The sequence below is a fragment of the Nocardia vulneris genome (assembly GCF_001613425.1).
Lineage (GTDB): Bacteria > Actinomycetota > Actinomycetes > Mycobacteriales > Mycobacteriaceae > Nocardia > Nocardia vulneris.
This window is the reverse complement of sequence record NZ_BDCI01000023.1, coordinates 69,512-89,662: the sequence shown is the minus strand read 5'-3', so window position 1 is coordinate 89,662 and position 20,151 is coordinate 69,512. Positions and strand designations below refer to the sequence as shown.

The 20,151-nt window shown below is 68.9% G+C and carries 21 protein-coding genes; 10 read left to right on the top strand and 11 right to left on the bottom strand.

The window, feature by feature from the left end; all coding sequences use genetic code 11:
* Positions 1-87 precede the first annotated feature (87 nt).
* The 3 genes from NVU01S_RS24845 to NVU01S_RS24835 all read right to left on the bottom strand — a co-directional run bounded on the left by NVU01S_RS24845 (position 88) and on the right by NVU01S_RS24835 (position 3,027).
* Positions 88-960 (bottom strand): hypothetical protein, encoded by an 873-nt coding sequence (locus tag NVU01S_RS24845; RefSeq protein ID WP_052281002.1) that lies wholly within the window; start codon positions 958-960, stop codon positions 88-90.
* Between the two features lie 331 nt (positions 961-1,291).
* Positions 1,292-2,203, bottom strand: a complete 912-nt coding sequence (locus NVU01S_RS24840; RefSeq protein ID WP_043676757.1) for an SDR family oxidoreductase — start codon at positions 2,201-2,203, stop codon at positions 1,292-1,294.
* Positions 2,204-2,235: 32 nt separating this feature from the next.
* Complete coding sequence (locus NVU01S_RS24835) at positions 2,236-3,027, bottom strand: SDR family oxidoreductase (protein WP_043676755.1); 792 nt, start codon at positions 3,025-3,027, stop codon at positions 2,236-2,238.
* Positions 3,028-3,109: 82 nt separating this feature from the next.
* Here NVU01S_RS24835 and NVU01S_RS24830 point away from each other — a divergent pair, with 82 nt between their 5' ends.
* The 5 genes from NVU01S_RS24830 to NVU01S_RS24810 all read left to right on the top strand — a co-directional run bounded on the left by NVU01S_RS24830 (position 3,110) and on the right by NVU01S_RS24810 (position 7,215).
* Positions 3,110-3,874: an enoyl-CoA hydratase family protein gene (locus NVU01S_RS24830; protein ID WP_014981390.1), complete on the top strand. Its 765-nt coding sequence runs from the start codon at positions 3,110-3,112 to the stop codon at positions 3,872-3,874.
* Between the two features lie 14 nt (positions 3,875-3,888).
* Complete coding sequence (locus NVU01S_RS24825) at positions 3,889-4,773, top strand: CoA transferase subunit A (RefSeq protein WP_063048165.1); 885 nt, start codon at positions 3,889-3,891, stop codon at positions 4,771-4,773.
* On the top strand, positions 4,770-5,555 hold the full coding sequence (locus NVU01S_RS24820) for a CoA-transferase subunit beta (protein ID WP_043676751.1): 786 nt from the start codon (positions 4,770-4,772) through the stop codon (positions 5,553-5,555). The genes NVU01S_RS24825 and NVU01S_RS24820 overlap by 4 nt, the downstream gene beginning before the upstream one ends.
* Entirely contained in the window at positions 5,552-6,622 is a 1,071-nt protein-coding gene (locus tag NVU01S_RS24815) for an NAD(P)H-dependent flavin oxidoreductase (RefSeq protein ID WP_043676749.1), read from the top strand. The genes NVU01S_RS24820 and NVU01S_RS24815 overlap by 4 nt, the downstream gene beginning before the upstream one ends.
* 263 nt (positions 6,623-6,885) lie before the next feature.
* Positions 6,886-7,215, top strand: coding sequence for a heavy metal-binding domain-containing protein (locus NVU01S_RS24810; protein ID WP_202804956.1), 330 nt, complete (start codon positions 6,886-6,888; stop codon positions 7,213-7,215).
* 43 nt (positions 7,216-7,258) lie between these two features.
* On the opposite strand, the gene NVU01S_RS24805 is transcribed toward NVU01S_RS24810, so the two are convergent.
* The 5 genes from NVU01S_RS24805 to NVU01S_RS24785 all read right to left on the bottom strand — a co-directional run bounded on the left by NVU01S_RS24805 (position 7,259) and on the right by NVU01S_RS24785 (position 12,168).
* Entirely contained in the window at positions 7,259-8,452 is a 1,194-nt protein-coding gene (locus NVU01S_RS24805) for an acetyl-CoA C-acetyltransferase (protein ID WP_373864213.1), read from the bottom strand.
* Positions 8,453-8,480: 28 nt separating this feature from the next.
* On the bottom strand, positions 8,481-9,095 hold the full coding sequence (locus NVU01S_RS24800) for a TetR/AcrR family transcriptional regulator (RefSeq protein ID WP_014981383.1): 615 nt from the start codon (positions 9,093-9,095) through the stop codon (positions 8,481-8,483).
* A gap of 82 nt (positions 9,096-9,177) precedes the next feature.
* Entirely contained in the window at positions 9,178-9,921 is a 744-nt protein-coding gene (locus tag NVU01S_RS24795) for a hypothetical protein (protein ID WP_043676747.1), read from the bottom strand.
* A 250-nt stretch (positions 9,922-10,171) separates the two neighbouring features.
* The gene (locus NVU01S_RS24790) at positions 10,172-10,966 is read right to left on the bottom strand and encodes an SDR family oxidoreductase (protein ID WP_043676745.1); all 795 of its coding nucleotides are present in this window, start codon (positions 10,964-10,966) and stop codon (positions 10,172-10,174) included.
* The gene (locus tag NVU01S_RS24785) at positions 10,963-12,168 is read right to left on the bottom strand and encodes an acyl-CoA dehydrogenase family protein (protein WP_280140804.1); all 1,206 of its coding nucleotides are present in this window, start codon (positions 12,166-12,168) and stop codon (positions 10,963-10,965) included. Before NVU01S_RS24785 ends, NVU01S_RS24790 begins: the two co-directional genes overlap by 4 nt.
* A gap of 86 nt (positions 12,169-12,254) precedes the next feature.
* Here NVU01S_RS24785 and NVU01S_RS24780 point away from each other — a divergent pair, with 86 nt between their 5' ends.
* Genes NVU01S_RS24780 through NVU01S_RS24760 form a run of 5 tightly spaced genes read left to right on the top strand, consistent with a single transcriptional unit; the run spans position 12,255 to position 17,900 of the window.
* A complete protein-coding gene (locus NVU01S_RS24780; protein WP_043676741.1) occupies positions 12,255-13,808 on the top strand; it encodes a FadD3 family acyl-CoA ligase in 1,554 nt (517 codons plus the stop codon).
* Positions 13,808-14,686 (top strand): enoyl-CoA hydratase, encoded by an 879-nt coding sequence (locus tag NVU01S_RS24775; protein ID WP_043676739.1) that lies wholly within the window; start codon positions 13,808-13,810, stop codon positions 14,684-14,686. Before NVU01S_RS24780 ends, NVU01S_RS24775 begins: the two co-directional genes overlap by 1 nt.
* On the top strand, positions 14,687-15,829 hold the full coding sequence (locus tag NVU01S_RS24770; RefSeq protein ID WP_042256316.1) for an acyl-CoA dehydrogenase family protein: 1,143 nt from the start codon (positions 14,687-14,689) through the stop codon (positions 15,827-15,829).
* A complete protein-coding gene (locus NVU01S_RS24765; RefSeq protein ID WP_043676737.1) occupies positions 15,826-16,848 on the top strand; it encodes an acyl-CoA dehydrogenase family protein in 1,023 nt (340 codons plus the stop codon). The genes NVU01S_RS24770 and NVU01S_RS24765 overlap by 4 nt, the downstream gene beginning before the upstream one ends.
* A complete protein-coding gene (locus tag NVU01S_RS24760; RefSeq protein WP_043676735.1) occupies positions 16,845-17,900 on the top strand; it encodes an acyl-CoA dehydrogenase family protein in 1,056 nt (351 codons plus the stop codon). The genes NVU01S_RS24765 and NVU01S_RS24760 overlap by 4 nt, the downstream gene beginning before the upstream one ends.
* A 151-nt stretch (positions 17,901-18,051) precedes the next feature.
* Here the strand turns inward: NVU01S_RS24760 and NVU01S_RS24755 are convergent, their stop codons facing one another.
* Genes NVU01S_RS24755 through NVU01S_RS24745 form a run of 3 tightly spaced genes read right to left on the bottom strand, consistent with a single transcriptional unit; the run spans position 18,052 to position 20,142 of the window.
* Positions 18,052-18,297 (bottom strand): hypothetical protein, encoded by a 246-nt coding sequence (locus NVU01S_RS24755; protein ID WP_043676734.1) that lies wholly within the window; start codon positions 18,295-18,297, stop codon positions 18,052-18,054.
* A 22-nt stretch (positions 18,298-18,319) separates the two neighbouring features.
* The gene (locus NVU01S_RS24750) at positions 18,320-19,837 is read right to left on the bottom strand and encodes an ADP-ribosyltransferase (RefSeq protein ID WP_052281001.1); all 1,518 of its coding nucleotides are present in this window, start codon (positions 19,835-19,837) and stop codon (positions 18,320-18,322) included.
* Positions 19,834-20,142: a WXG100 family type VII secretion target gene (locus NVU01S_RS24745; protein ID WP_052281000.1), complete on the bottom strand. Its 309-nt coding sequence runs from the start codon at positions 20,140-20,142 to the stop codon at positions 19,834-19,836. Before NVU01S_RS24745 ends, NVU01S_RS24750 begins: the two co-directional genes overlap by 4 nt.
* Positions 20,143-20,151 lie beyond the last annotated feature (9 nt).

The window sequence follows — 20,151 nt, the reverse complement described above, 5'->3', positions numbered from 1 at the left end:
GCCTGCACCTCGCTGCCGCTCGGTTCCGGCATGCGCGACGCACGCTGTGACACGATTCGTTCGCTCCGCTCACTCATGCCACACCCCTCACGGCCTCGGGAAGAACATGGCACGGGCGGCGTCGACTCGGGCCTGTGCGGCCGAGGCGCCCTGGAAGCTGACTGCGCCGGAACCCGCACCGGCGAGCCCGAGCGCGATCAGGCCGCCGATCACCGAGAGCAGCTTCGGTTTCGGGAGACCGTCGTTGGCGCTCGTCGGGCGCACGTCGGGGTTGGGCTTGGCGGGCGCGGCCTGTGGCGGCGCCGCGGGAGCGGGCGGTGCGGGCGGCGGCACGGCGGCCGGGGCCGCGGCGGGCACCGGAGCGAGCACGGGCAGCGGGATGGCGGGCAGCACCGGCGAGGGCACCGGCGGCACCGCGATCGGGGGCAGCACCGGGGCGGGCGGCGGCGGAATGGGGATCAGCAGCAGGAGCAGCGGAGCCGCGGAACCGACCGCGGCCGAACCCACCGCCGCGGAACCGACTGCGGCAGAACCGGTTGCGGCGGAACCGACGCCCGCGGACCCGACGCCCGCGGACCCGACCCCGGCGGAACCCACCGCGGCCGAACCGACACCGGCCGAACCCACCGCGGCCGAACCGGTCGTACCGACGCCGACACCGGCGGACCCGACCGCGGCCGAACCCGTTGCGGCGGCGCCCAATCCGGCGGACCCGGTCGCGGCTAGCGCGGCCGAGCCGGAACCGAGCACGACACCGAGCCCGGCCGAGCCGCTGCCGAGGGTCAGACCGAGTCCGGCCGAACCGGAACCGAGCACGATGCCCAGGCCCGCGGAGCCGGCCGCAGCCGCGGACCCGCCTGCGGCCGAGCCACCGGCCGCCGCGGACCCGGCCGCAGCCGAACCGCCGGCCGCCGCGGACCCGGCCGCCGAACCGGTACCGATCGCGGGGTTGGTAGGCACCGCACTGACGTCACTGGGCTGTCCGGGCACCGAAAGGGGGTACCAGGGACCACCGGTGTCATACGGCGGCGGAGCGGGGTCCAGGGCGCACTGGGGGCAGCCACCGACGGGCTGTGCCTCGGCCGCTACCGGGCCGAGTAGCGCGAAACCGGCCACGGTCCCCGCTACTGCAAGCACACGTAACGTGCGACCAACGGCCATGCGTCGAGCCTTCCCCTCATTTGCAAAGCGCAGAACTTCCCCGGTCACGACGCTCACACGGGATTTTTAACGGACGGGGGCCATAGTAAACCCCTATCGTTACCTGCGCAGAAAGAAGGGTGGTGCCAGGTCAGGCCCCGTACACCGGTTCGGGCGGCATCCCCTTGGCAATCAGGTCGGCCACCACCGGGCCGAGCTCGGCCGGATCCCACCGTGCGCCCCGGTCCACCGCGACGCCGTGCCGCCACCCGTCTGCCAAGGCCACTTTACCGCCCTCGACCTCGAACATGCGGCCTGTGACGCCCTTGGACTGCGCGCTGCCGAGCCAGACGACCAGCGGAGAAATGTTCTCCGGCGCCATCGCGTCGAAGCCGGCGTCCGGCCGCGCCATGGTCTCGGCAAACACCGTTTCGGTCATCCGGGTGCGCGCCGCCGGTGCGATGGAATTCACAGTGACGCCGTAGCGCGCGAACTCCGCGGCGGCGGTGAGTGTGAGGCCGGCGATACCCGCTTTGGCCGCACCGTAGTTGCCCTGCCCGACGCTGCCCTGCAGGCCGGCGCCGGAGCTGGTGTTGATTATGCGGCCATCGACCGGCCGACCGGCCTTCGACTCGCCGCGCCAGTACTCGATCGCGTGCCGCATGGTGACGAAGTGACCCTTGAGGTGCACGCGGATAACCGCGTCCCATTCGTCTTCGCCGAGATTGACCAGCATCCGGTCGCGCACGAACCCGGCGTTGTTGACCAGCACGTCCAACCCGCCGAAGGTGTCCACCGCCTGCCGGACAAGACGTTGCGCGCCTTGCCAATCCGCGACATCATCGCCGTTGGCCACGGCCGCGCCGCCGAGCGCCTCGATCTCCGCGACGACCTGCTCGGCGGGGGTCTCCCCCGTCGCCGCGCCGTCGAGCGCCGAGCCGAGATCGTTGACCACCACCCGCGCCCCGGCGGCGGCGAAGGCGAGCGCGTGCGCCCGGCCGATACCGCGGCCCGCACCGGTCACGATGACGGTGCGTCCTGCGCAGATCTGCTCGGTGTCCATACCTGTGTCCTCTTCGTGTGGGTCCGATGTGTTCAGGACTGCTGTCGGCCTACGTCCGCGGTGGACGCGGCGAGGAAGGCCGGGCGTTCGCCGCCGCCGTGCACGAGCAGGCTCGCCCCGCTGACGTAGCCGGCCAATTCCGAGGCCAGGAAGACCGCACAGCGGCCGATATCGTCCGGGTGCGCCATCCGGCCCAGCGGGATCGTCTCCCCCACCGCGTCGATGCCGTCTTGGTCGCCGTAGTGCAGTTGGCTCAGCTCGGTGACCACCGGTCCGACGACGAGCGAGTTGACCCGCACCTTGGGCGCCCATTCCACGGCGAGCGAGGCGGTCAGGCTGTCCATGCCCGCCTTGGCCGCGCCGTAGGCGGCGGTACCCGGCGACGGGCGGTGCCCGCTCACGCTGGAGATGTTCACGATGGAACCGCCGTCCGGCTGCTGCTGCATCACCGCGTTGGCGGCCTGGGAGACCAGCAGCGGCGCAAGCAGATTCAGCTCGACGATCTTGGCGTGGAAGTTCTTGCTCGCCGTGGCGGCGAGGGCGAAGGGCGCGCCACCGGCGTTGTTGACCAGATGGTCGAGGCGGCCGTGCCGCTCGACGACGGTGTCGACCAGGCCCTGTACCGCGTCCGCGTCCCGGACGTCGCAGGGCAGGAACTCGATGCCGCGGCCGTCGACCTCGATCGGGGCCTCGGCGGGACGCCGGGCACAGGCGATCACGGTCGCACCCGCCGCGAGGAACGTCCGGCTCACCCCGGCGCCCACGCCACGGACGCCGCCGGTCACCAGGACGACGCGATCGACCAGATCGATTTCGAGTGCCACCGTGCTAATCTACCAAGCAACTGCTTGCTTTGCCACTGTGTTGGATTTATCACGAGCCGAGCTACTCACGATGGGATAGGCGATGGGGATCAACCGTCACTCCGAATCAACCGGCATCACCGTGGTCACGGTCGACTACCCGCCGGTCAACGCGATACCGACGGACGGCTGGTTCGCCATCGCCGACGCGCTGCGCGAGGCCGGGCGCGATCCGGAGACCCGGGTTGTGGTGCTGCGCGCGGAGAATCGCGGTTTCAACGCCGGTGTCGATATCAAGGAGATCCAGAGCAAGCCCGGCCATCAGGCACTGATCGACGCGAATCATGGTTGTTTCGAGGCGTTCGCGGCGGTCTACGACTGCCCGGTGCCCGTGATCGCGGTGGTCCAGGGCTTCTGCCTCGGCGGCGGCATCGGCCTGGTCGGCAATGCCGACGTCGTGATCGCTTCCGACGACGCCACTTTCGGGCTGCCCGAGGTGGACCGCGGCGCGCTCGGCGCCGCCACCCATCTGTCCCGGCTGGTGCCGCAGCACCTGATGCGCGCCCTGTTCTATACGGCGAGCACCATCACCGCCCAGCAGTTGCAGCACTTCGGCTCGGTGTATCAGGTGGTGCCGCGCGCCGAACTCGACGCCGCGGCAATGGAAGTCGCCAAGAACATCGCCGCCAAGGACGGCCGGGTGATCCGTGCGGCAAAACGCGCGCTCAACGGTATCGACGGGCAGGACGTGCACCGCAGCTACCGCTACGAACAGGGATTCACCTTCGAACTCAACCTCGCCGGTGTCGCCGACGAGATCCGCGCCCGGTTCGACGACGACCTGGCCGCGCGCAAGGCCGAGAAATAGGGAGTTCAGCACTCATGCGAGACAAGCGAATGTCGCTCGACGAGGTCGTCGGCGAACTGCGCAGCGGGATGACAATCGGCATCGGCGGCTGGGGTTCGCGACGCAAGCCGATGGCGCTGGTGCGCGCCATCCTGCGCTCGGACCTCACCGACCTGACCGTGGTCAGCTACGGCGGGCCGGACCTCGGGCTGCTGTGCTCGGCCGGGAAGGTCCGCAAGGCGTACTACGGGTTCGTCTCCCTGGATTCGCCGCCGTTCTACGATCCGTGGTTCGCGCACGCGCGCACCACCGGCGCGCTGGTGGCCCGCGAAATGGACGAAGGCATGCTCAAATGCGGGTTGGAGGCCGCCGCCGCCCGGCTGCCGTTCCTGCCGATCCGGGCCGGGCTCGGCTCGGATGTGCCCAACTTCTGGGACGGCGAATTGCGCACGGTCGCTTCACCCTATCCCGACGGCGACGGTCGCACCGAAACCCTGATCGCGATGCCCGCGCTGAATCTCGATGCGGCGCTGGTGCATCTGAACCTCGGTGACAAGCACGGCAACGCCGCCTACACCGGTGTCGACCCGTACTTCGACGACCTGTACTGCCTGGCCGCCGAGCGCCGGTACGTCTCGGTGGAGCGCCTCGTCGACACCGACGAGCTGGTGAAAACCGTGCCGCTGCAATCGCTGCTGCTCAACCGGATGATGGTGGACGGCGTGGTCGAGGCGCCCGGCGGGGCCCACTTCACGCTCGCGGGCGACAGCTACGGCCGCGACGAGAAGTTCCAGAAACACTACGTGCAGTCGGCGAAGACGCCCGAGACGTGGCAGCGGTTCGTCGACAAGTACCTGGCGGTCTCCGAAGACGAGTACCAGGCCGCCGTTCGCGAGTTCGCCCAGGAGGCCCAGAAATGACCGCAGCGCAAGGCGATTCCGTAGCGGGCGCGGCCGAGACCTGCACCCGCGCCGAGGTGTGCGCGGTGGCTTGCGCGGAGATCTTCAGCGGCGCAGGCGAAATCATGGCCAGCCCGATGTCGCCCATGTCGATCATCGGCGCGCGGCTGGCGAAACTCACCACCGAACCCGATCTGCTGCTCTCCGACGGCGAGGCGCTGCTTTTCGCCGACACCCCGCCGATCGGTGGTAAAGCGCCGATCGAGGGGTGGATTCCGTTCCGAAAGGTGTTCGACGTGGTCGCCTCCGGGCGGCGGCACGTGGTGATGGGCGCCAACCAGATCGACCGGTACGGCAATCAGAACCTGTCCGCGTTCGGCGCCCTGCAGCAACCCACCCGGCAGATGTTCGGGGTCCGAGGTGCGCCGGGCAACACCCTCAATCACGCGACCAGCTATTGGGTTTCGCGGCACACGAGCCGGGTCTTCACCGACCAGGTCGACATCGTCTCCGGCGTCGGCTACGACAAGATCGATCCGGCGAACCCGGCGTACCGGTTCCACCACCTGCACCGGGTGGTGACCAACCTCGGCGTCTTCGACTTCACCGGTCCGGGCCACACGATGCGGGCGCGCAGCCTGCATCCCGGCGTCACCGCCGCCGAGGTCGCCGAGAACACCGGCTTCGAGATCGACGGACTCGCCGCGGCGGGCGAGACCCGGCTGCCGACCGCCGAAGAACTGCGACTGATCCGGGATGTGCTCGATCCCAAGAAGATCCGGGAAGCCGAGGTACCGGCATGAGCGCGCCCACGCCGCGGTTGCGCACCGCGCTGACCGAACTGGTCGGCATCGACCATCCCATCGTGCAGACCGGCATGGGCTGGGTCGCCGGGCCGAGTCTGGTCGCAGCCACCGCCGAGGCGGGCGGGCTGGGCATCCTCGCCTCCGCCACGATGACCTATGCGGAGCTCGAGGCGGCGATCGCGAAGACCAAGGCGCACACCGCGAAACCGTTCGGTGTGAACATCCGCGCCGATGCCTCGGACGCACCCGAACGCATCGACCTGTTGATCCGAGAAAAGGTCGCCGTCGCCTCGTTCGCCCTGGCACCCAAGCAGGAGCTCATCGCGAAGCTGAAAGATGCGGGCGTGGTGGTGATTCCGTCGATCGGTGCGGCCAAGCACGCCGTGAAGGTGGCGTCCTGGGGCGCGGACGCGGTGATCGTGCAGGGTGGCGAGGGCGGCGGGCACACCGGACCGGTGGCCACCACACTGCTGCTGCCCTCGGTGCTGGACGCGGTCGATATTCCGGTCGTCGCGGCGGGTGGGTTCTTCGACGGGCGCGGGCTGGCCGCCGCCCTCTCCTACGGGGCGGCGGGCGTCGCGATGGGCACCCGATTCCTGCTGACCCAGGAGAGCACCGTGCCGGACGCGGTCAAAAAGGAGTACCTCACCCGGCAGTTGCAGGACACCGTCGTCTCCACCAAAGTCGACGGCATGCCGCACCGGGTGCTGAACACCGAACTGGTGCAGCGCCTGGAACATTCGGGTCGCGCCCGCGGGCTCGCCGCGGCGGTCGCCAACGCGGCGAAGTTCAAGAGCATGACCGGCATGAAATGGTCCACCCTGGTGCGCGACGGGTTGACCATGCGAAAGGCCAAGGACCTCAGCTGGTCTCAGGTCGTCATGGCGGCCAATACGCCGATGCTGTTGCGCGCCGGGCTGGTCGAGGGCAACACCGGGGCGGGCGTGCTCGCCGCCGGTCAGGTCACCGGCATCATCGAGGACCTGCCCACCTGTAAGGAGCTGATCGATCGGATCGTCGCCGACGCGGTCGGCCGGATCGAGGCGTTGCAGAAGAACCTCTGAACACCTACCGCGAATGCCCCGTTCCTACCGGAAGCCGGGGCATTTCGCGTGCTCAGGGCCTATTGCTCGGTTCTGCCGGTCCGTGTTGCGGCCGGGCGGGCAAACTACCTGGTGGTCGAGTTCGCCCGGGCCGTACGATCCCGCTCATGAACCAGCCCATGCCGCCGCAACAACCGCACTACCCGCAGCAGCAGCCCGGATTCCAGCAGCCGCCGCCGGGATACCAGCAACCTCCGCAGCAGCAGCCCGGCCCGCAGTTCCCGATCCTCGTCTCCACCATGAACGACGTGCCCGGCCACCGGGTCGTCCGGGTGTTCGGTGAGGTCGCGGGCCTGACCGTGCGCAGCCGCGGCCTCGGCTCGAACCTCGCCGCCGGCTTCCGCTCCCTCGGCGGCGGCGAGATCACCGAATACACCCAGCTGCTCTACCACTCCCGCCACGAGGCGATCATGCGAATGTGCCAGCACGCCATGTCCTTCGGCGCCAACGGCATCCTCGCCATGCGCTTCGACTGCAACGAGATCGCCAACACCATGAGCGAAGTAGCCGCCTACGGCACCGCGGTCCTCCTGGAACCCGCCGAAAAGAACTGACCGCCACGCGGCGGGATCTGCTACCGACCCCGCCGCAGGAGGATCAGTTGGGGAGGCGCTCGATGATGGTTGCGTTGGCGGTGCCGCCGCCTTCGCAGATGGTGAGGAGGCCGTAGCGGCCGTTGCGGCGTTCCAGTTCGTTGAGGAGGGTGGCGAAAAGCTTGGCGCCGGTGGCGCCGAGGGGGTGGCCCAGGGCGATGGCGCCGCCGTTGACGTTGACCTTTTCGGGGTCGGCGCCGGTTTCCTTCAGCCAGGCCAGGACGACGGGGGCGAAGGCCTCGTTGATCTCGATGACGTCGATGTCCTCGATGGTGAGGCCGGTTTTTTCGAGCGCCCACTTGGTGGCCGGGATCGGCGCGGTGAGCATGAAGATCGGGTCGGCGCCGCGCGCGCTGACGTGATGGATGCGGGCGCGCGGGGTCAAACCGTAAGCCTCGACGGCCCAGTCGGAGGCGAGCAGGGTGGCGCTGGCGCCGTCGGAGATCTGGCTCGCGACGGCCGCGGTCAATGGGCTGCCCTCGGCCAGCGGCGGCAGCGACGCCATCTTCTCCAGGGTGGTCTCGCGCGGCCCCTGATCGATCCAGAAGTCGCCGACCGGCACGATCTCGCGATCGAAACGGCCGTTCTTGATCGCGTCGCGGGCCCGCTCGTGGCTGCGCAAAGCCCAGTGCTCCATGTCTTCCCGGCTGATGCCCCACTTCTCGGCGATCAACTGAGCGGCACGAAACTGGGTGACCTCGGCGGTGCCGTAGCGGTGGTCCCAGCCGGCGGAGCCGACGAACGGCGAATCGAAGCCGTACTCCTTGCCCGCGTACATGGCGGCGGAGATCGGGATGGCGCTCATGTTCTGCAGGCCGCCCGCGACGATCACCTCGGCGGTGCCGCTCATGATGGCCTGCGCGCCGAAATTGATGGCCTGCTGGCTCGATCCGCACTGCCGGTCGACGGTGACGCCGGGTACTTCTTCCGGGTATCCGGCGGCCAGCCAAGCAGTCCGGCCGACGTTGCCGGCCTGCGGGCCTACGTTGTCGACACAGCCGACGATCACGTCGTCGACATTGCCGGGGTCGATCGAGTGGCGATCCAGCAGCCCGCGCAGCGCGGCGGCGCCGAGGTCGGCCGGGTGCACGGCGGCGAGGGCGCCGCCGCGCTTACCGACCGGCGTGCGCACCGCATCGATCACGTAGGCGTCCCGCAGCGGGGTGTAGGGGCGGCGGGGAGCGGAGGGTGCAGACATCGGAGTACTCCTACGTGATGTGCTCGGCCTAGCCGTTTTCGGAGGCGGTGAGCCCGTCGAGCACGATGGTCAGATACTGCTTGGCGAGGTTGTCGACGGTGATCGGGCCACCGGGCTGGTACCACCGCACCGCCACCCACACCGTGTCGCGCAGGAATCGGTACGCCAGTTCGACGTCGATCTCGGGCCGGAAGCTGCCGTCCTGCACGCCGTTGGTCAATACGCGGTGCCACAGCTCGCGGAATTCGCGGTTGTAGTCGGCGATGTAGGTGAACCGTTCGGCGGTGCGCAGCCGCTTCGCCTCGGCCTGATAGATCGCCACCGCGGCATGATGCCGGTCGAAGGACTGGTAGGACGCGATCACCAAGGCTTCCAAGGTGTCTCGCGAGCTGAGCCCGGCGGCGACGATCTCGCGGTAGTGCCCGAACAGGTCGTCCAGGAAGCCGCGCAGGATCTCGTCCACCATCGACTCCTTGGAATCGAAGTGGTGGTAGAGGCTCCCGGATAGAATCCCGGCCGCGTCGGCGATATCGCGCACGGTGGTGGCGCGCAGTCCGCGTTCGGCGAACAGTTCGGCCGCCAGCGTGAGCAGTTCATTGCGCCGTGCTGATTTCGAAGCGTCGGGTGCCGTCACACCGGCCATAATACAACCAAGCGTTTGCTTGGTACAGAGCGGCACGCAGGGAGGCGGCGGATCACGGCTTCGCCAGGCCGCGAGGACCCGATCAGCGCACCGAATAACGCAGGGGCGAGGACACCGATAGGTCCGCGAGCAACCGGTCGCAGATGACCACCGGCGCCACCCCGGCTCTGGCCATGCGCGCGACCAGCGCCAGCCGTCTTTCGCAGCTGTCCCATTCGACGGTGAGCTGTCCGCGGCCCGGCCCCGCGTCCACGGTCGCCATGACGCGCGGCGGGCCGGAGGGCACCGGCTCTTCGATCAGCTTGAGCACCATGCCGCGCTGCCACGCCTGGTAGGTATCCATATCGGCACCGATCACCAGCTTGTCGGTGGCGGCGCACAGCCCCTGCGCGATCTCCTCGTCGAAGGCGACGCGGTCGAGGCGGAACTTCCGGCACTTGGCCACCACGTCGAGCAGGTCCGCGCGCACCTCGCACAGCAGCGCGGCCTGGCGATGCCTGCGCCGATCCTGTTCGGACTCCGCGGCGGACAGGTCGTCGGGATCGGGTTCGAGACCGATCTGTTTGGCGCGCTCGTGATCTCGGGCCAGGTCGGCCCGTAGTGCGCCGCGCGGATCACGGGCCACAGCGGCCTCATCGATCGCGAACTGCTCGAGAATCTGCGCGGCACGCATCGCGGTCGCACATTCGGAGGTGTGCTCGATCAGCTCGGCGCCGAGGGTGAGTGCGGCGAGCACCAAGCTGTCCAGCCTGCGCCGAGCCAGCACCACTTCGCGCACCAATTCGAGTTCCAGTTGTTCGCGGGCAGCTGGGCTATCAAGGCCCATAGCCATCGCCCCTTTGGAGAGTGCGGGTTCCGATCTCAACCAGCATGGCACAACCCGGCGACATCTGCCGTCGGCTTTTCTACCTGATCAGCCGCCCATTTGCCGGAGGTGCGCCCGAGCGTGCTCGCGACCGCATTCTGGCGTGCTCGACGGTCCGTCCAGTCCGTCCCGACCGGACTGTTCCGGGCCGCGAGCCACCGGTCGGCTACCCGATGCGAACCGGGGCGAGTGACCGCAAACCCGAACCGGCTCAGGCTCGTTGGCTGCTGACCGACACCACCTCACCGGTCAGGTACGTGGTGTAGTCGCTGGCGAGCATGGCGATGGTGGCCGCGACCTCCCACGGCTCGGCCGCCCGGCCGAACGCCTCGCGCTCGGAGAGCCGATCGAGCAGCTCGGTCGAGCTGACCTTGTCCAGAAAAGCGTGCCGCGCGATGCTGGGCGCGACCGCGTTGATCCGGACCCCCAGTGCGGCGGCTTCGACGGCGCTGCACCGCGTCAGCGCCATCACGCCCGCCTTGGCCGCGGCGTAGTGCGCCTGGCCGTGCTGCGCGCGCCAGCCGAGCACGCTCGCGTTGTTGACGATCACGCCGCCGTGCCCGGCGGCCCGGAAGTAGTTGAGTGCCGCGCGCGTGCAGCGGAAGGTGCCGTTGAGGGTGATGTCGAGCACGCGATCCCACTGTTCGTCGGTCATGTCGACGACCGGCGTCTCCCCGCCGAGGCCGGCATTGTTGACCATGATGTCGATCCGCCCGATCGCCTCGGCCGCCCCGCGCACCAACGCGTTCACCTGCTCGGTGCTCTGCACGTCGCAGGCGATCGAGGCGACCTTGCGGTCCGGGAATTCGGCCGCGAGGTCGGCCGCCGTCTCGGCCAAACGTCGCTCGTGCCAATCGGAGACGACCACATCGGCGCCCTCGGCGAGCAGCCTGCGCGCGGTGGCCGAGCCGATGCCGGTGCCCGCGGCCGCGGTGATGACGGCGGCCCGTCCGGTGAGCAGGCCGTGTCCCGGAACCGGCGGCGGCGCCACGGAGAGGTCGGTCATCCTCGTGCCTCACGCGGTAGGCCGAGCACCCGCTCGGCGATGATGTTGCGCTGCACTTCGTTCGAACCTCCGTAGATGGTGTCGGCGCGGGTGAACAGGTACAGCCGCTGCCATTCGTTCAGATCGTCCTCGTCGGCCACCAGGCCCGCGGGCCCCAGCACGGCCATCGCCAGTTCGCCGAGTCCGCGATGCCAGTTGGCCCACAACAGTTTCGCGACCGAGGCCTGACCGCCGTCGGTGACACCCGCACCCTGCATGGTGCGGATGGCGTGCGCGCGCAACACCCGCAGGCCGACCCAGGCGCGGTCGATCCGCTCCGCGATCAACGGATCGGTCGCGGCACCGGTACGCCGGGCCAAGGCCTCGACATCCGCCAGTTCCCTGGCGAACCGGATCTGCTGGCCGAGAGTGGAGATGCCCCGCTCGAAGGTCAATGTGCCCATGGCGATCCGCCAGCCATCGCCCGGTTCGCCGACGACCAGATCCGCGGCGGTGCGCGCGTCGTCGAAGAAGACCTCGTTGAACTCCGAGGTGCCGGTCAGCTGGATGATCGGCCGCACGTCGATGCCCGGCTGCTGCATCGGCACGAGCAGGTAGGACAGGCCGTGGTGGCGGGTGGAGCCGGGTTCGGTCCGGGCGATCACGAAGCACCAGTCGGCGACGTGGGCCAGCGACGTCCAGATCTTCTGTCCGTTGATCGACCACTCGTCGCCGTCGCGGCGGGCCGAGGTGGTGATCGCGGCCAGGTCCGAGCCCGCGCCGGGTTCGGAGTACCCCTGGCACCACAGTTCGGACACGGTACGGATGCCGGGCAGGAAGCGGTCGCGCTGCGCCTGGGTGCCGAAGGCGAGCACCGTCGGTCCGAGCAGTTCTTCACCGACATGCGAAACCCGCGCGGGCGCATTCGCTTTCGCGTACTCCTCGTGGAAGATCACCTGCTGGCGCACGCTGGCGGCCCGGCCGCCGTATTCCTCCGGCCAGCCGAGGCAGGTCCAGCCGGCGGCGGCGAGATGCCGGTCCCAGGCGAGGCGCTCGTCGAACGCCTCGTGCTCGCGGCCCGGCCCGCCGAGTCCGCGCAGCTCGCGGAACTCGCCGTTCAGGTTGTCCGCGAGCCACTCGCGCACGTCGGCGGCGAATTGCTGGTCCGCGCTCGCGGAAAACCGCCCGCCCGAACCGGCGGTATCGGATTCTGAGGTCTGGATCGCACCCACGCCGGTAGGATAACCTACCAAGCACTTGCTTTGTAGGGCGCGCACATAAGTGCCCTGCACGAACGGTAAGGACAACCGTGACAACCCCTGCACAGACGACACCGCTGGCGCTGCGGCAGGCCGCGCAGACCTTCGGCGCCGCGCCCGCGCTCGCCGACGGCGCGGTCCGGCTGGACTGGACACAGCTGCACGCCGCGGTCCTGGACGTGGCGCGGGCGCTGATCGCGCGCGGTGTGCAAGCCGGCGACCGCGTCGCGATGTGGGCGCCGAACACCCACCACTGGGTGGTCGCCGCGCTCGGCGCGCACTACGTCGGCGCTGCCCTGGTGCCGTTGAACACCCGCTATGTCGCCGCGGAGGCCGCGGACGTGCTCGCCCGGGTGGACGCACGGGCGCTGTTCATCGCCGGCACCTTCCTCGGGCGCGACCGCCTGGCCGAATTACGCGCGACCGCACCGGATCTCAGCATCGAGACGGTGGTCGTCATCCCGGTCGAACCGGACACCGCGACCACCGACGCCACTGCGTTCGACTGGTCGGAATTGGCCGGGATCGCGGAAAAGGCCACACTCACCGAGGCCGAGGACCGCGCGTCGGCGGTCCGGCCGGACGATATCGCCGACATCCTGTTCACCTCCGGCACCACCGGGCGCAGCAAGGGCACGCTCGTGGCGCACCGCCAAGCGCTCTCGGTGGTCCGGGCCTGGGCCGAGTGCACCACGCTGCGCAGCGACGACCGGTATCTCGTGGTGAATCCGTTCTTCCACAACTTCGGCTACAAGGCGGGCATTCTGGCCTGCCTGGTCACCGGCGCCACGATCGTGCCGCAGGCGGTCTTCGATGTGCCCGTCACGTTGCGGCTGATCAGCGAAGAGCAGATCACCGTCCTGCCCGGCCCGCCGACGATCTATCAGACGATCCTCGACCACCCCCGGCGTGGCGACTTCGATCTCGGCACGCTGCGAATCGCGGTGACCGGCGCGGCGACCGTGCCGGTGGTGCTCATCGAACGGATGCGCGACGAACTCGATTTCGACATCGTGCTCACCGCCTACGGCCTGTCCGAAGCCTCCGGGTTCGGCACCATGTGCCGCACCGACGACGACGCGGCGACCATCGCGGGCACCTGCGGCAGGCCGATCGCGGACTTCGAACTGCGCCTCGCCGGCGACGGTGAGGTGCTGCTGCGCGGGCCGAACGTGATGCTCGGCTACCTCGACGACCCCGAAAGCACCGCTGCCGCCATCGATTCCGACGGCTGGCTGCACACCGGCGATATCGGCACCGTCGACGAGCGCGGCTATCTGAAGATCACCGACCGGCTCAAGGACATGTACATCTCCGGCGGATTCAACGTGTACCCGGCCGAAGTCGAGCAGGCCCTCGCCCGGTTGGACGGCGTGGCCGAATCCGCGGTCGTCGGGGTGCCGGACACCCGGATGGGCGAGGTGGGCAAGGCTTTCGTCGTCCGCAAGGCGGGCGCGACGCTCACCGAAGAACAGGTGCGCGCGCACGCCACCACCGTGCTGGCCAACTTCAAGGTGCCGCGATTCGTGGAATTCCGCGATCAGCTGCCCTACAGCGCCGCCGGGAAAGTGCTCAAGCGTCAACTACGTGAGGAGATTTCGTGATGTCGGAACCGGCTGTCCCGGACGAGGGGGAAGTCGTCACCTACGAGGTGCGTGGCCGCGTCGCGATCGTGACGCTGAACCGGCCGGACTACCGCAACGCGCAGAACTCGGTGATGACCTACGCGCTCGACGCCGCGTTCGAGCGAGCCGTCGAGGACCCCGAGGTCGGGGTGATCGTGTTGGCGGGCAACGGAAAACACTTCAGTGCCGGCCACGATATCGGCACGCCGGGCCGCGACCACCACGTGCACTACCCGAACAAGGCGACGCTGTGGTGGGACCACGTCGACAAGGCCGGCGGTGACCAGCGTTTCGCGCGCGAGCTCGAGGTGTACCTCGGCATGTGCCGGCGCTGGCGGGAGATCCCCAAGCCGACCATCGCCATGGTGCAGGGCGCGTGCATCGCGGGCGGACTCATGCTCGCCTGGGTGTGCGATCTGATCATCGCGTCCGACGACGCATTCTTCTCCGACCCCGTTGTGCGGATGGGCATTCCGGGTGTGGAGTATTTCGCGCACCCCTGGGTGATGGGACCGCGTGCGGCCAAGGAGTTCCTGTTCACCGGCGACCGATTCGGCGCGGCCCAGGCCAAGGAGTGGGGCATGGTGAACCGGGTCGTGCCCCGCGCGGAGCTGGAAACCGAGACGCTCGCGCTGGCCGAAAAGATCGCCACCATGCCGCGCTTCGGCCTCGCACTGACCAAGAAGGCGGTCAATCAGGCCGAAGACCTGATGGGCATGCGGGCCGGGATGGACTCGGTGTTCGGCCTGCATCACTTCGCCCACGCACACAACGCCGAAGTCGGCGCCGATTCGCTCGGCGGCATGAACGCCAAGTCGATGAAGGCCACCGCGACCGGCGAGAACGGGGCGAAGTAAGTGGACCTCGAGATCGACCAGGCGACACAAGAGTTCCAGGCCGAAGTCCGCGACTTCCTGGCCGCGCACAAACCCGCGCAACCGCTCCCCTCGATGGACACCAAGGCGGGATTCGAGGCCCACCGTGCGTGGGAGCGCACCCTCGCCGAGGCGCGCCTGTCCGTGGTCGCGTGGCCGGACGAGTACGGCGGCCGCGACGTGTCCCTGCTGGAGTGGGTGCTGTTCGAGCAGGAGTACTACGCGGCGAACGCGCCGGGCCGGGTGAGCCAGAACGGCATCTTCCTGCTGGCACCAACGCTTTTCGAACACGGCACCACCGAGCAGCTGGACCGGATCATGCCGCGGATGGCGCGCGGTGACGATATCTGGGCCCAGGCCTGGTCTGAACCCGAAGCGGGCAGCGACCTCGCGGGCATCCGCTCCACCGCCCGCCGTACCAGCGGCGGCTGGCTGCTGAGCGGCCAGAAGACCTGGAGTTCCCGTGCGGCGTACGCGGATTGGGCCTTCGGCCTGTTCCGCAGCGACCCCGAAGCCGAACGGCACAAGGGACTGACCTACGTCATGTTCCCGCTCACCGCCGACGGTGTTTCGGTCCGGCCGATTCCCCAGCTGGACGGGGAACCCGGCTTCGCCGAGATCTTCCTCGACGAGGTGTTCGTGCCCGACCGTGACGTGATCGGCGCGCCCGGCGAAGGCTGGCGGGTCGCGATGAGCACCTCGAGCAACGAGCGCGGGCTGTCCCTGCGCAGCCCGGGGCGGTTCAGTGCGACCGCGCAACGCTTGATCGACCTCTGGCTCGACCAGGGCGACCAGGCCAACACCGCGCAGCGAGATGCCGTGGTGGACGCCTGGATCGGCAGCGAGGCTTACCGGCTCCACACCTTCGGCACGGTCACCCGGCTCAACGAGGGCGGCAAACTCGGCGCGGAATCGTCGATCACCAAGGTGTTCTGGTCCGAACTCGATATCGCGATGCACGAGACCGGGCTCGACGTGCTCGGCGCCGCCGCCGAACGATCCGGGCCCTGGACCGACGGCTATCTGTTCTCGCTCTCCGGCCCGATCTACGCGGGTACCAACGAGATTCAGCGCAACATCATCGCCGAGCGGCTGCTCGGACTACCGAGAGGAAGCAGCCGATGAGATTCGCGCTCAGTCCCGAGCAGCTCGACTTCGGCGGCAGCGTACGCAAGCTGCTCGACGCCGGGCGCACACCCGCGGCCGTGCGCCATTGGGCGACCGGCGATCCGCGGCCCGGCCGCGCGCTCATCCGACAGCTGGCCGGTGCCGGGGTGCTCGGCCTGGCCACCGCTGACGAACACGGCGGGGTCGGGGCCGAACCGATCGATCTGGTGGTGGCGTTCATCGAACTCGGCCGCGCCGCCGCGCCCGGACCGCTGATCGAGACGGCAGCCGCGATACCTGCTCTCCTGCAGGCACTTCCGGATGACGAACCGGCTGCGCGCTGGCTGCCCGGCCTCGCCGAAGGCAGCGCGCTGGGCACCCTCGCGTTCACCGCGCCGGAGCAGGGCAGCGTCGCGCTGGACGCCGACACCGCCGAAGTGGTGCTGATCGCCGACGGCGCGCGGCTGTCCACCGCGCAACGCACCGGAACCATCCGATCGATCGATCCGGCTCGGCGACTGTTCACCGTCGCGGCGGACGAACCGGTCGCCGAGGGCGACGCGGTGCCCGCGGCCGTGGCCGCCGCCTTCGACACCGGGGCGCTCGCCTGTGCGGCACAGCTGCTCGGCGCGGGCCGGGCGCTGCTCGACGCCACCACCGGATATGCCAAGCAGCGCAAGCAGTTCGGCAAACCGATCGGCGAATTCCAAGCCGTCAAGCAGAAGCTCGCCGACGTGCTGATCGGACTCGATCTGGCCGAACCGCTGCTCTACCGCGCCGCGCTCACCATGGCGACACCGACCCGCGGGCGGGACGTCTCGGCAGCCGTGATCGCCTGCGGTGATGCGGCTTACCGGGCTTCGCGCGCTGCCCTGCAGGTGCACGGCGCGATCGGTTACACCGCCGAATACGACCTTTCGCTGTGGCTCACCCGGGTCACCGCGCTGCGCTCCGCCTGGGGCACAACGGATCTGCATCGCGGCCGGATCGCCCGCGCATTGCGCGACGAGGCGACGGCCGAGCGAGGAACAGCATGACGAACACCGAACACCAGGAGTTCACCGCCTCGGTGCGCGCACTGCTCACCAAGCACGCCGGATCCGCGGCGGTGCGTAAGGCGATGGACACCGAACTCGGCTACGACCCCGCGCTGTGGCGGCTGCTGTGCGAGCAGATCGGCGTCGCGGCGCTCGCCGTGCCCGAGGAGTACGGCGGGATCGGGGCCAGCTTGGTCGAATCCCTGCTGGTCGTAGGCGAACTCGGGCGCACGCTGGCCGGGGTGCCGATGCTCGGGTCTGCCGTGCTCGGCGTGCAAGCCGTGTTGCTGTCCGGCGATACCGAGGCGTCCGCACGGCTCCTCCCCGAGGTCGCCGAGGGCACCCGGACGTTGGCGGTCTGCTGGGCAGGTGAAAGCGGGTGGGACGAAGCCGGAGTCCGCGAGGCGGACGGAAAGCTCACCGGTACCGCCCATTACGTGCTCGACGGCGTGGGGGCCGACACCTTCCTCGTGGTCACCGCGAGCGGGCTTTTCGAAGTACCGGCGGACACCGCAGGCGTATCGCGGCGGACGGTGCCCACCATGGACCCGACCCGGAAATTGAGCAGCGTTACCTTCACCGAGGTGAAAGCGCGCCGCCTCGGCACCGGAGACCCGGTCGCCGTGCGCACGCAGCTGCGGGAAATCGCTTGGGCCGCAATCGCGGCCGAGCAGGTGGGCGCCGCCGAACGCTGCCTCGAGCTGACCGTCGACTACACCAAATCCCGCGTCCAGTTCGGCCGCGCCATCGGCAGCTTCCAAGCACTCAAACACCGCATGGCCGACATGTACGTGCTGCTGGAATCCGCCAAGTCCGCCGCTCAGGCCGCAGCCCTCGCGGTCACCGAGCAGTCCCCCGGCGCCGCCGAAGACGTCTGGGTCGCCCGCCTGCACTGCTCCGACGCCCTCACCACCATCGTCGCCGAAACCGTTCAACTACACGGCGGCATCGCCATCACCTGGGAACACGACGCCCACCTCTTCTTCAAACGCGCCCACGGAGATGCCCACCTCTTCGGCACCCCACCCCGCCCCCAAGCCCAAACCGCCTGAACCCCTCGCTTTCGCGAGAGCGAGGTTCCCGCACCCGTTCCGTGTTCCCGCACCCCGACTTGCCGGAAGACACGCCGGGTTCAGAACAACGAAGGGTGCGGGAGTTCGATCAGTCCGCCACCCCTCGAGTGCCCGAGCGCCCTGAGGAGATCTATCCCCAGTACTCCCCTCGTTTCTTCCGTTCTTCCACCTGAACCCAGTACTCCGCTTCCCGGTCGGTGCCGACGGCATCATCACCGAAGCGGTCACGCAGGTGGATGCGTTCCTCTTCCGGCACAGCGTCACGCTTCTTGTTGAACGCCGCGAACCGCTCCTTCAATCGGGCGATCTCCTCGGGCGGCAGTGGCTCGACCTCGTCAGGTGAGTAGAAGATCTTTCCATCGATTTCTTCAGGCATGTGTCTCCATCTCCCCACACCGCTACCGCGGCATTTCTCGCATTTGGATGATGAGCCTTCCGTCGTCGGCCGGGAACCGGTCGACGATGCGGAACGGTGTACCACTCTTGAACAAGACCTCGAGCTCTTGTGGTGCGGTCGAGTGGTGGCCGATGTAACGCCCTGTGTCAGAAATGATCTGGAACTCCACCGGTAGGTCCTTGGCAGCCTTGGCTGTTGCCGAGGACGACGTGAACGCCGCCTCGGTGACTTGTCCGCCGATCTGATATCGCTCGAGTATGTCCGCAGGTAAATCGGTTCGCCGGGTCACCTCTCCCGTGAATGCCGGCATCTTGTCCAGGACCGTGTCGAGCTGTTCCACTTCGGCACGTTGAGCGTCGGTGAGTTTGTCACCAGATCGTAGAGCGGTATTGATGTCGTAGGAATTGCTGGTGTACTTGGAGATCACGTCGCGCTCCGCTTGGGACAGTTCAACTTTGGGAATGCCCGGCGGGTGCTGAATCGGGCCGAGTTCTACATCGGCAGGTTTCGCGGGCGGATCCGCCTTCGGCTTCAACTTCCCCGCCGGGCCCAACTCCTCCAACCGTTCGCATTCGCGGACGTGACGGGCCAGGTCTTGGTCGAACTTCACGCCGGCGGCGAGGCGGCGGCGGGCCTGCCATTGCTCGACGATGAGGCGCATGGGGCGGGCGTAGCGGGCGCAGATGGCGGCGGCGCCGGCCAGGCCGATCGCGGCGCCTGCGCCGAAGGTGATGAAGGAGGAGGCGACGGAGATGGCGGCGGTGATCGCCAGCTCTTGGATGAGGGCGTCGCGCACCATTTCGAGCTGTTGTTTGAGCAGGTCGCGGAGTTCGTCGAGGGCGGCGCGGTGGTCGCGGCACGATTGGGCCAGGTCGCCCATGGCTGTGAGCGCGGCCTCGGCGGCGGCTTTCAGGGCGCGCAGGTCCTCGTCGATGAACTCGACCTCCGGCGCGGCTACGTCCTGGAATGCGACCGCGGCGGCCTCGAGAATCGCCGGAAACCCTGCCGCGCCTTCGGCATTGCGGGCCGCGTCCCAGGTCAATGCCGCGTTGGAAATCGTGGTGGCGTTGCCGTCGGGCACGGTGAGCCCGATCTTCTCGACCAGACCCAGGCCCTCGTCGAGCAGCCCACTGCCCGGGCCGCCCGCCGACGGCAGCGGGACTCGGCAGTTGAGGACCGGGTACATCGGAGTCGGGGGTTTGACCGGCGCGGGTCCGGCGTCGATCGTGGCGCCGTGTTCGTCGAGAGCCCGCTGATAGCCGCAGTTGTTGAGCACGATGGCATAGGCGTGCGCCGCCGAAGCCACCTTGGTGACCATGGCCAGGATGTCTTTGGCCCGCTGGTCGTAGCTCTTGCCCCACTCCTTGCCGTCGGTGTACGAGCCGGCCATGTCGGTGGCCTTGGCCATTTCCGGCCAGCGGGCATCGATCGCCGACCACCAGGCGGCGGCGCCGGCCGCGATCTTGGTGGCGGTGTCGTAGTAGACGGCGGTGTCGACGTCGAGGACCGTGCCGGTCATTGCGTGGATCCGCCGCGGCCGAGGGCGGAGAGGATGGTCACGGTGCCGTCGGCGTAGGAGGTCCGGGCCGCGGCGGCGGCTTGATGCATCTTCGCCAAGCCCGCGGCGATTTCGGCGGCCGCGGTGGTCCATTCGGTGTGCGCGGTGGCGTGCGCGTCGGCCGACTTGCCGGACCAGTTGCGCTGCACGGCGGCGATACGCTCTTCGACCTCGCGCAGCGACTCGGTGACGAACTCGTCGAGACCGGCCAATTTCGCCGTCACGGCTTCGATATGGGCCAGGTCGGCTCGATACTGTTCAGTCATTTCTGTTGT

Excerpts from the sequence above, each read along its gene's own strand:
- NVU01S_RS24840 (WP_043676757.1), bottom strand. The coding sequence starts at position 2,203 with ATGGACACCGAGCAGATCTGCGCAGGACGCACCGTCATCGTGACCGGT.
- NVU01S_RS24830 (WP_014981390.1), top strand. The coding sequence starts at position 3,110 with ATGGGGATCAACCGTCACTCCGAATCAACCGGCATCACCGTGGTCACG.
- NVU01S_RS24825 (WP_063048165.1), top strand. The coding sequence starts at position 3,889 with ATGCGAGACAAGCGAATGTCGCTCGACGAGGTCGTCGGCGAACTGCGC.
- NVU01S_RS24820 (WP_043676751.1), top strand. The coding sequence starts at position 4,770 with ATGACCGCAGCGCAAGGCGATTCCGTAGCGGGCGCGGCCGAGACCTGC.
- NVU01S_RS24815 (WP_043676749.1), top strand. The coding sequence starts at position 5,552 with ATGAGCGCGCCCACGCCGCGGTTGCGCACCGCGCTGACCGAACTGGTC.
- NVU01S_RS24805 (WP_373864213.1), bottom strand. The coding sequence starts at position 8,452 with ATGTCTGCACCCTCCGCTCCCCGCCGCCCCTACACCCCGCTGCGGGAC.
- NVU01S_RS24800 (WP_014981383.1), bottom strand. The coding sequence starts at position 9,095 with ATGGCCGGTGTGACGGCACCCGACGCTTCGAAATCAGCACGGCGCAAT.
- NVU01S_RS24795 (WP_043676747.1), bottom strand. The coding sequence starts at position 9,921 with ATGGGCCTTGATAGCCCAGCTGCCCGCGAACAACTGGAACTCGAATTG.
- NVU01S_RS24790 (WP_043676745.1), bottom strand. The coding sequence starts at position 10,966 with ATGACCGACCTCTCCGTGGCGCCGCCGCCGGTTCCGGGACACGGCCTG.
- NVU01S_RS24775 (WP_043676739.1), top strand. The coding sequence starts at position 13,808 with ATGTCGGAACCGGCTGTCCCGGACGAGGGGGAAGTCGTCACCTACGAG.
- NVU01S_RS24765 (WP_043676737.1), top strand. The coding sequence starts at position 15,826 with ATGAGATTCGCGCTCAGTCCCGAGCAGCTCGACTTCGGCGGCAGCGTA.
- NVU01S_RS24760 (WP_043676735.1), top strand. The coding sequence starts at position 16,845 with ATGACGAACACCGAACACCAGGAGTTCACCGCCTCGGTGCGCGCACTG.
- NVU01S_RS24755 (WP_043676734.1), bottom strand. The coding sequence starts at position 18,297 with ATGCCTGAAGAAATCGATGGAAAGATCTTCTACTCACCTGACGAGGTC.
- NVU01S_RS24750 (WP_052281001.1), bottom strand. The coding sequence starts at position 19,837 with ATGACCGGCACGGTCCTCGACGTCGACACCGCCGTCTACTACGACACC.
- NVU01S_RS24745 (WP_052281000.1), bottom strand. The coding sequence starts at position 20,142 with ATGACTGAACAGTATCGAGCCGACCTGGCCCATATCGAAGCCGTGACG.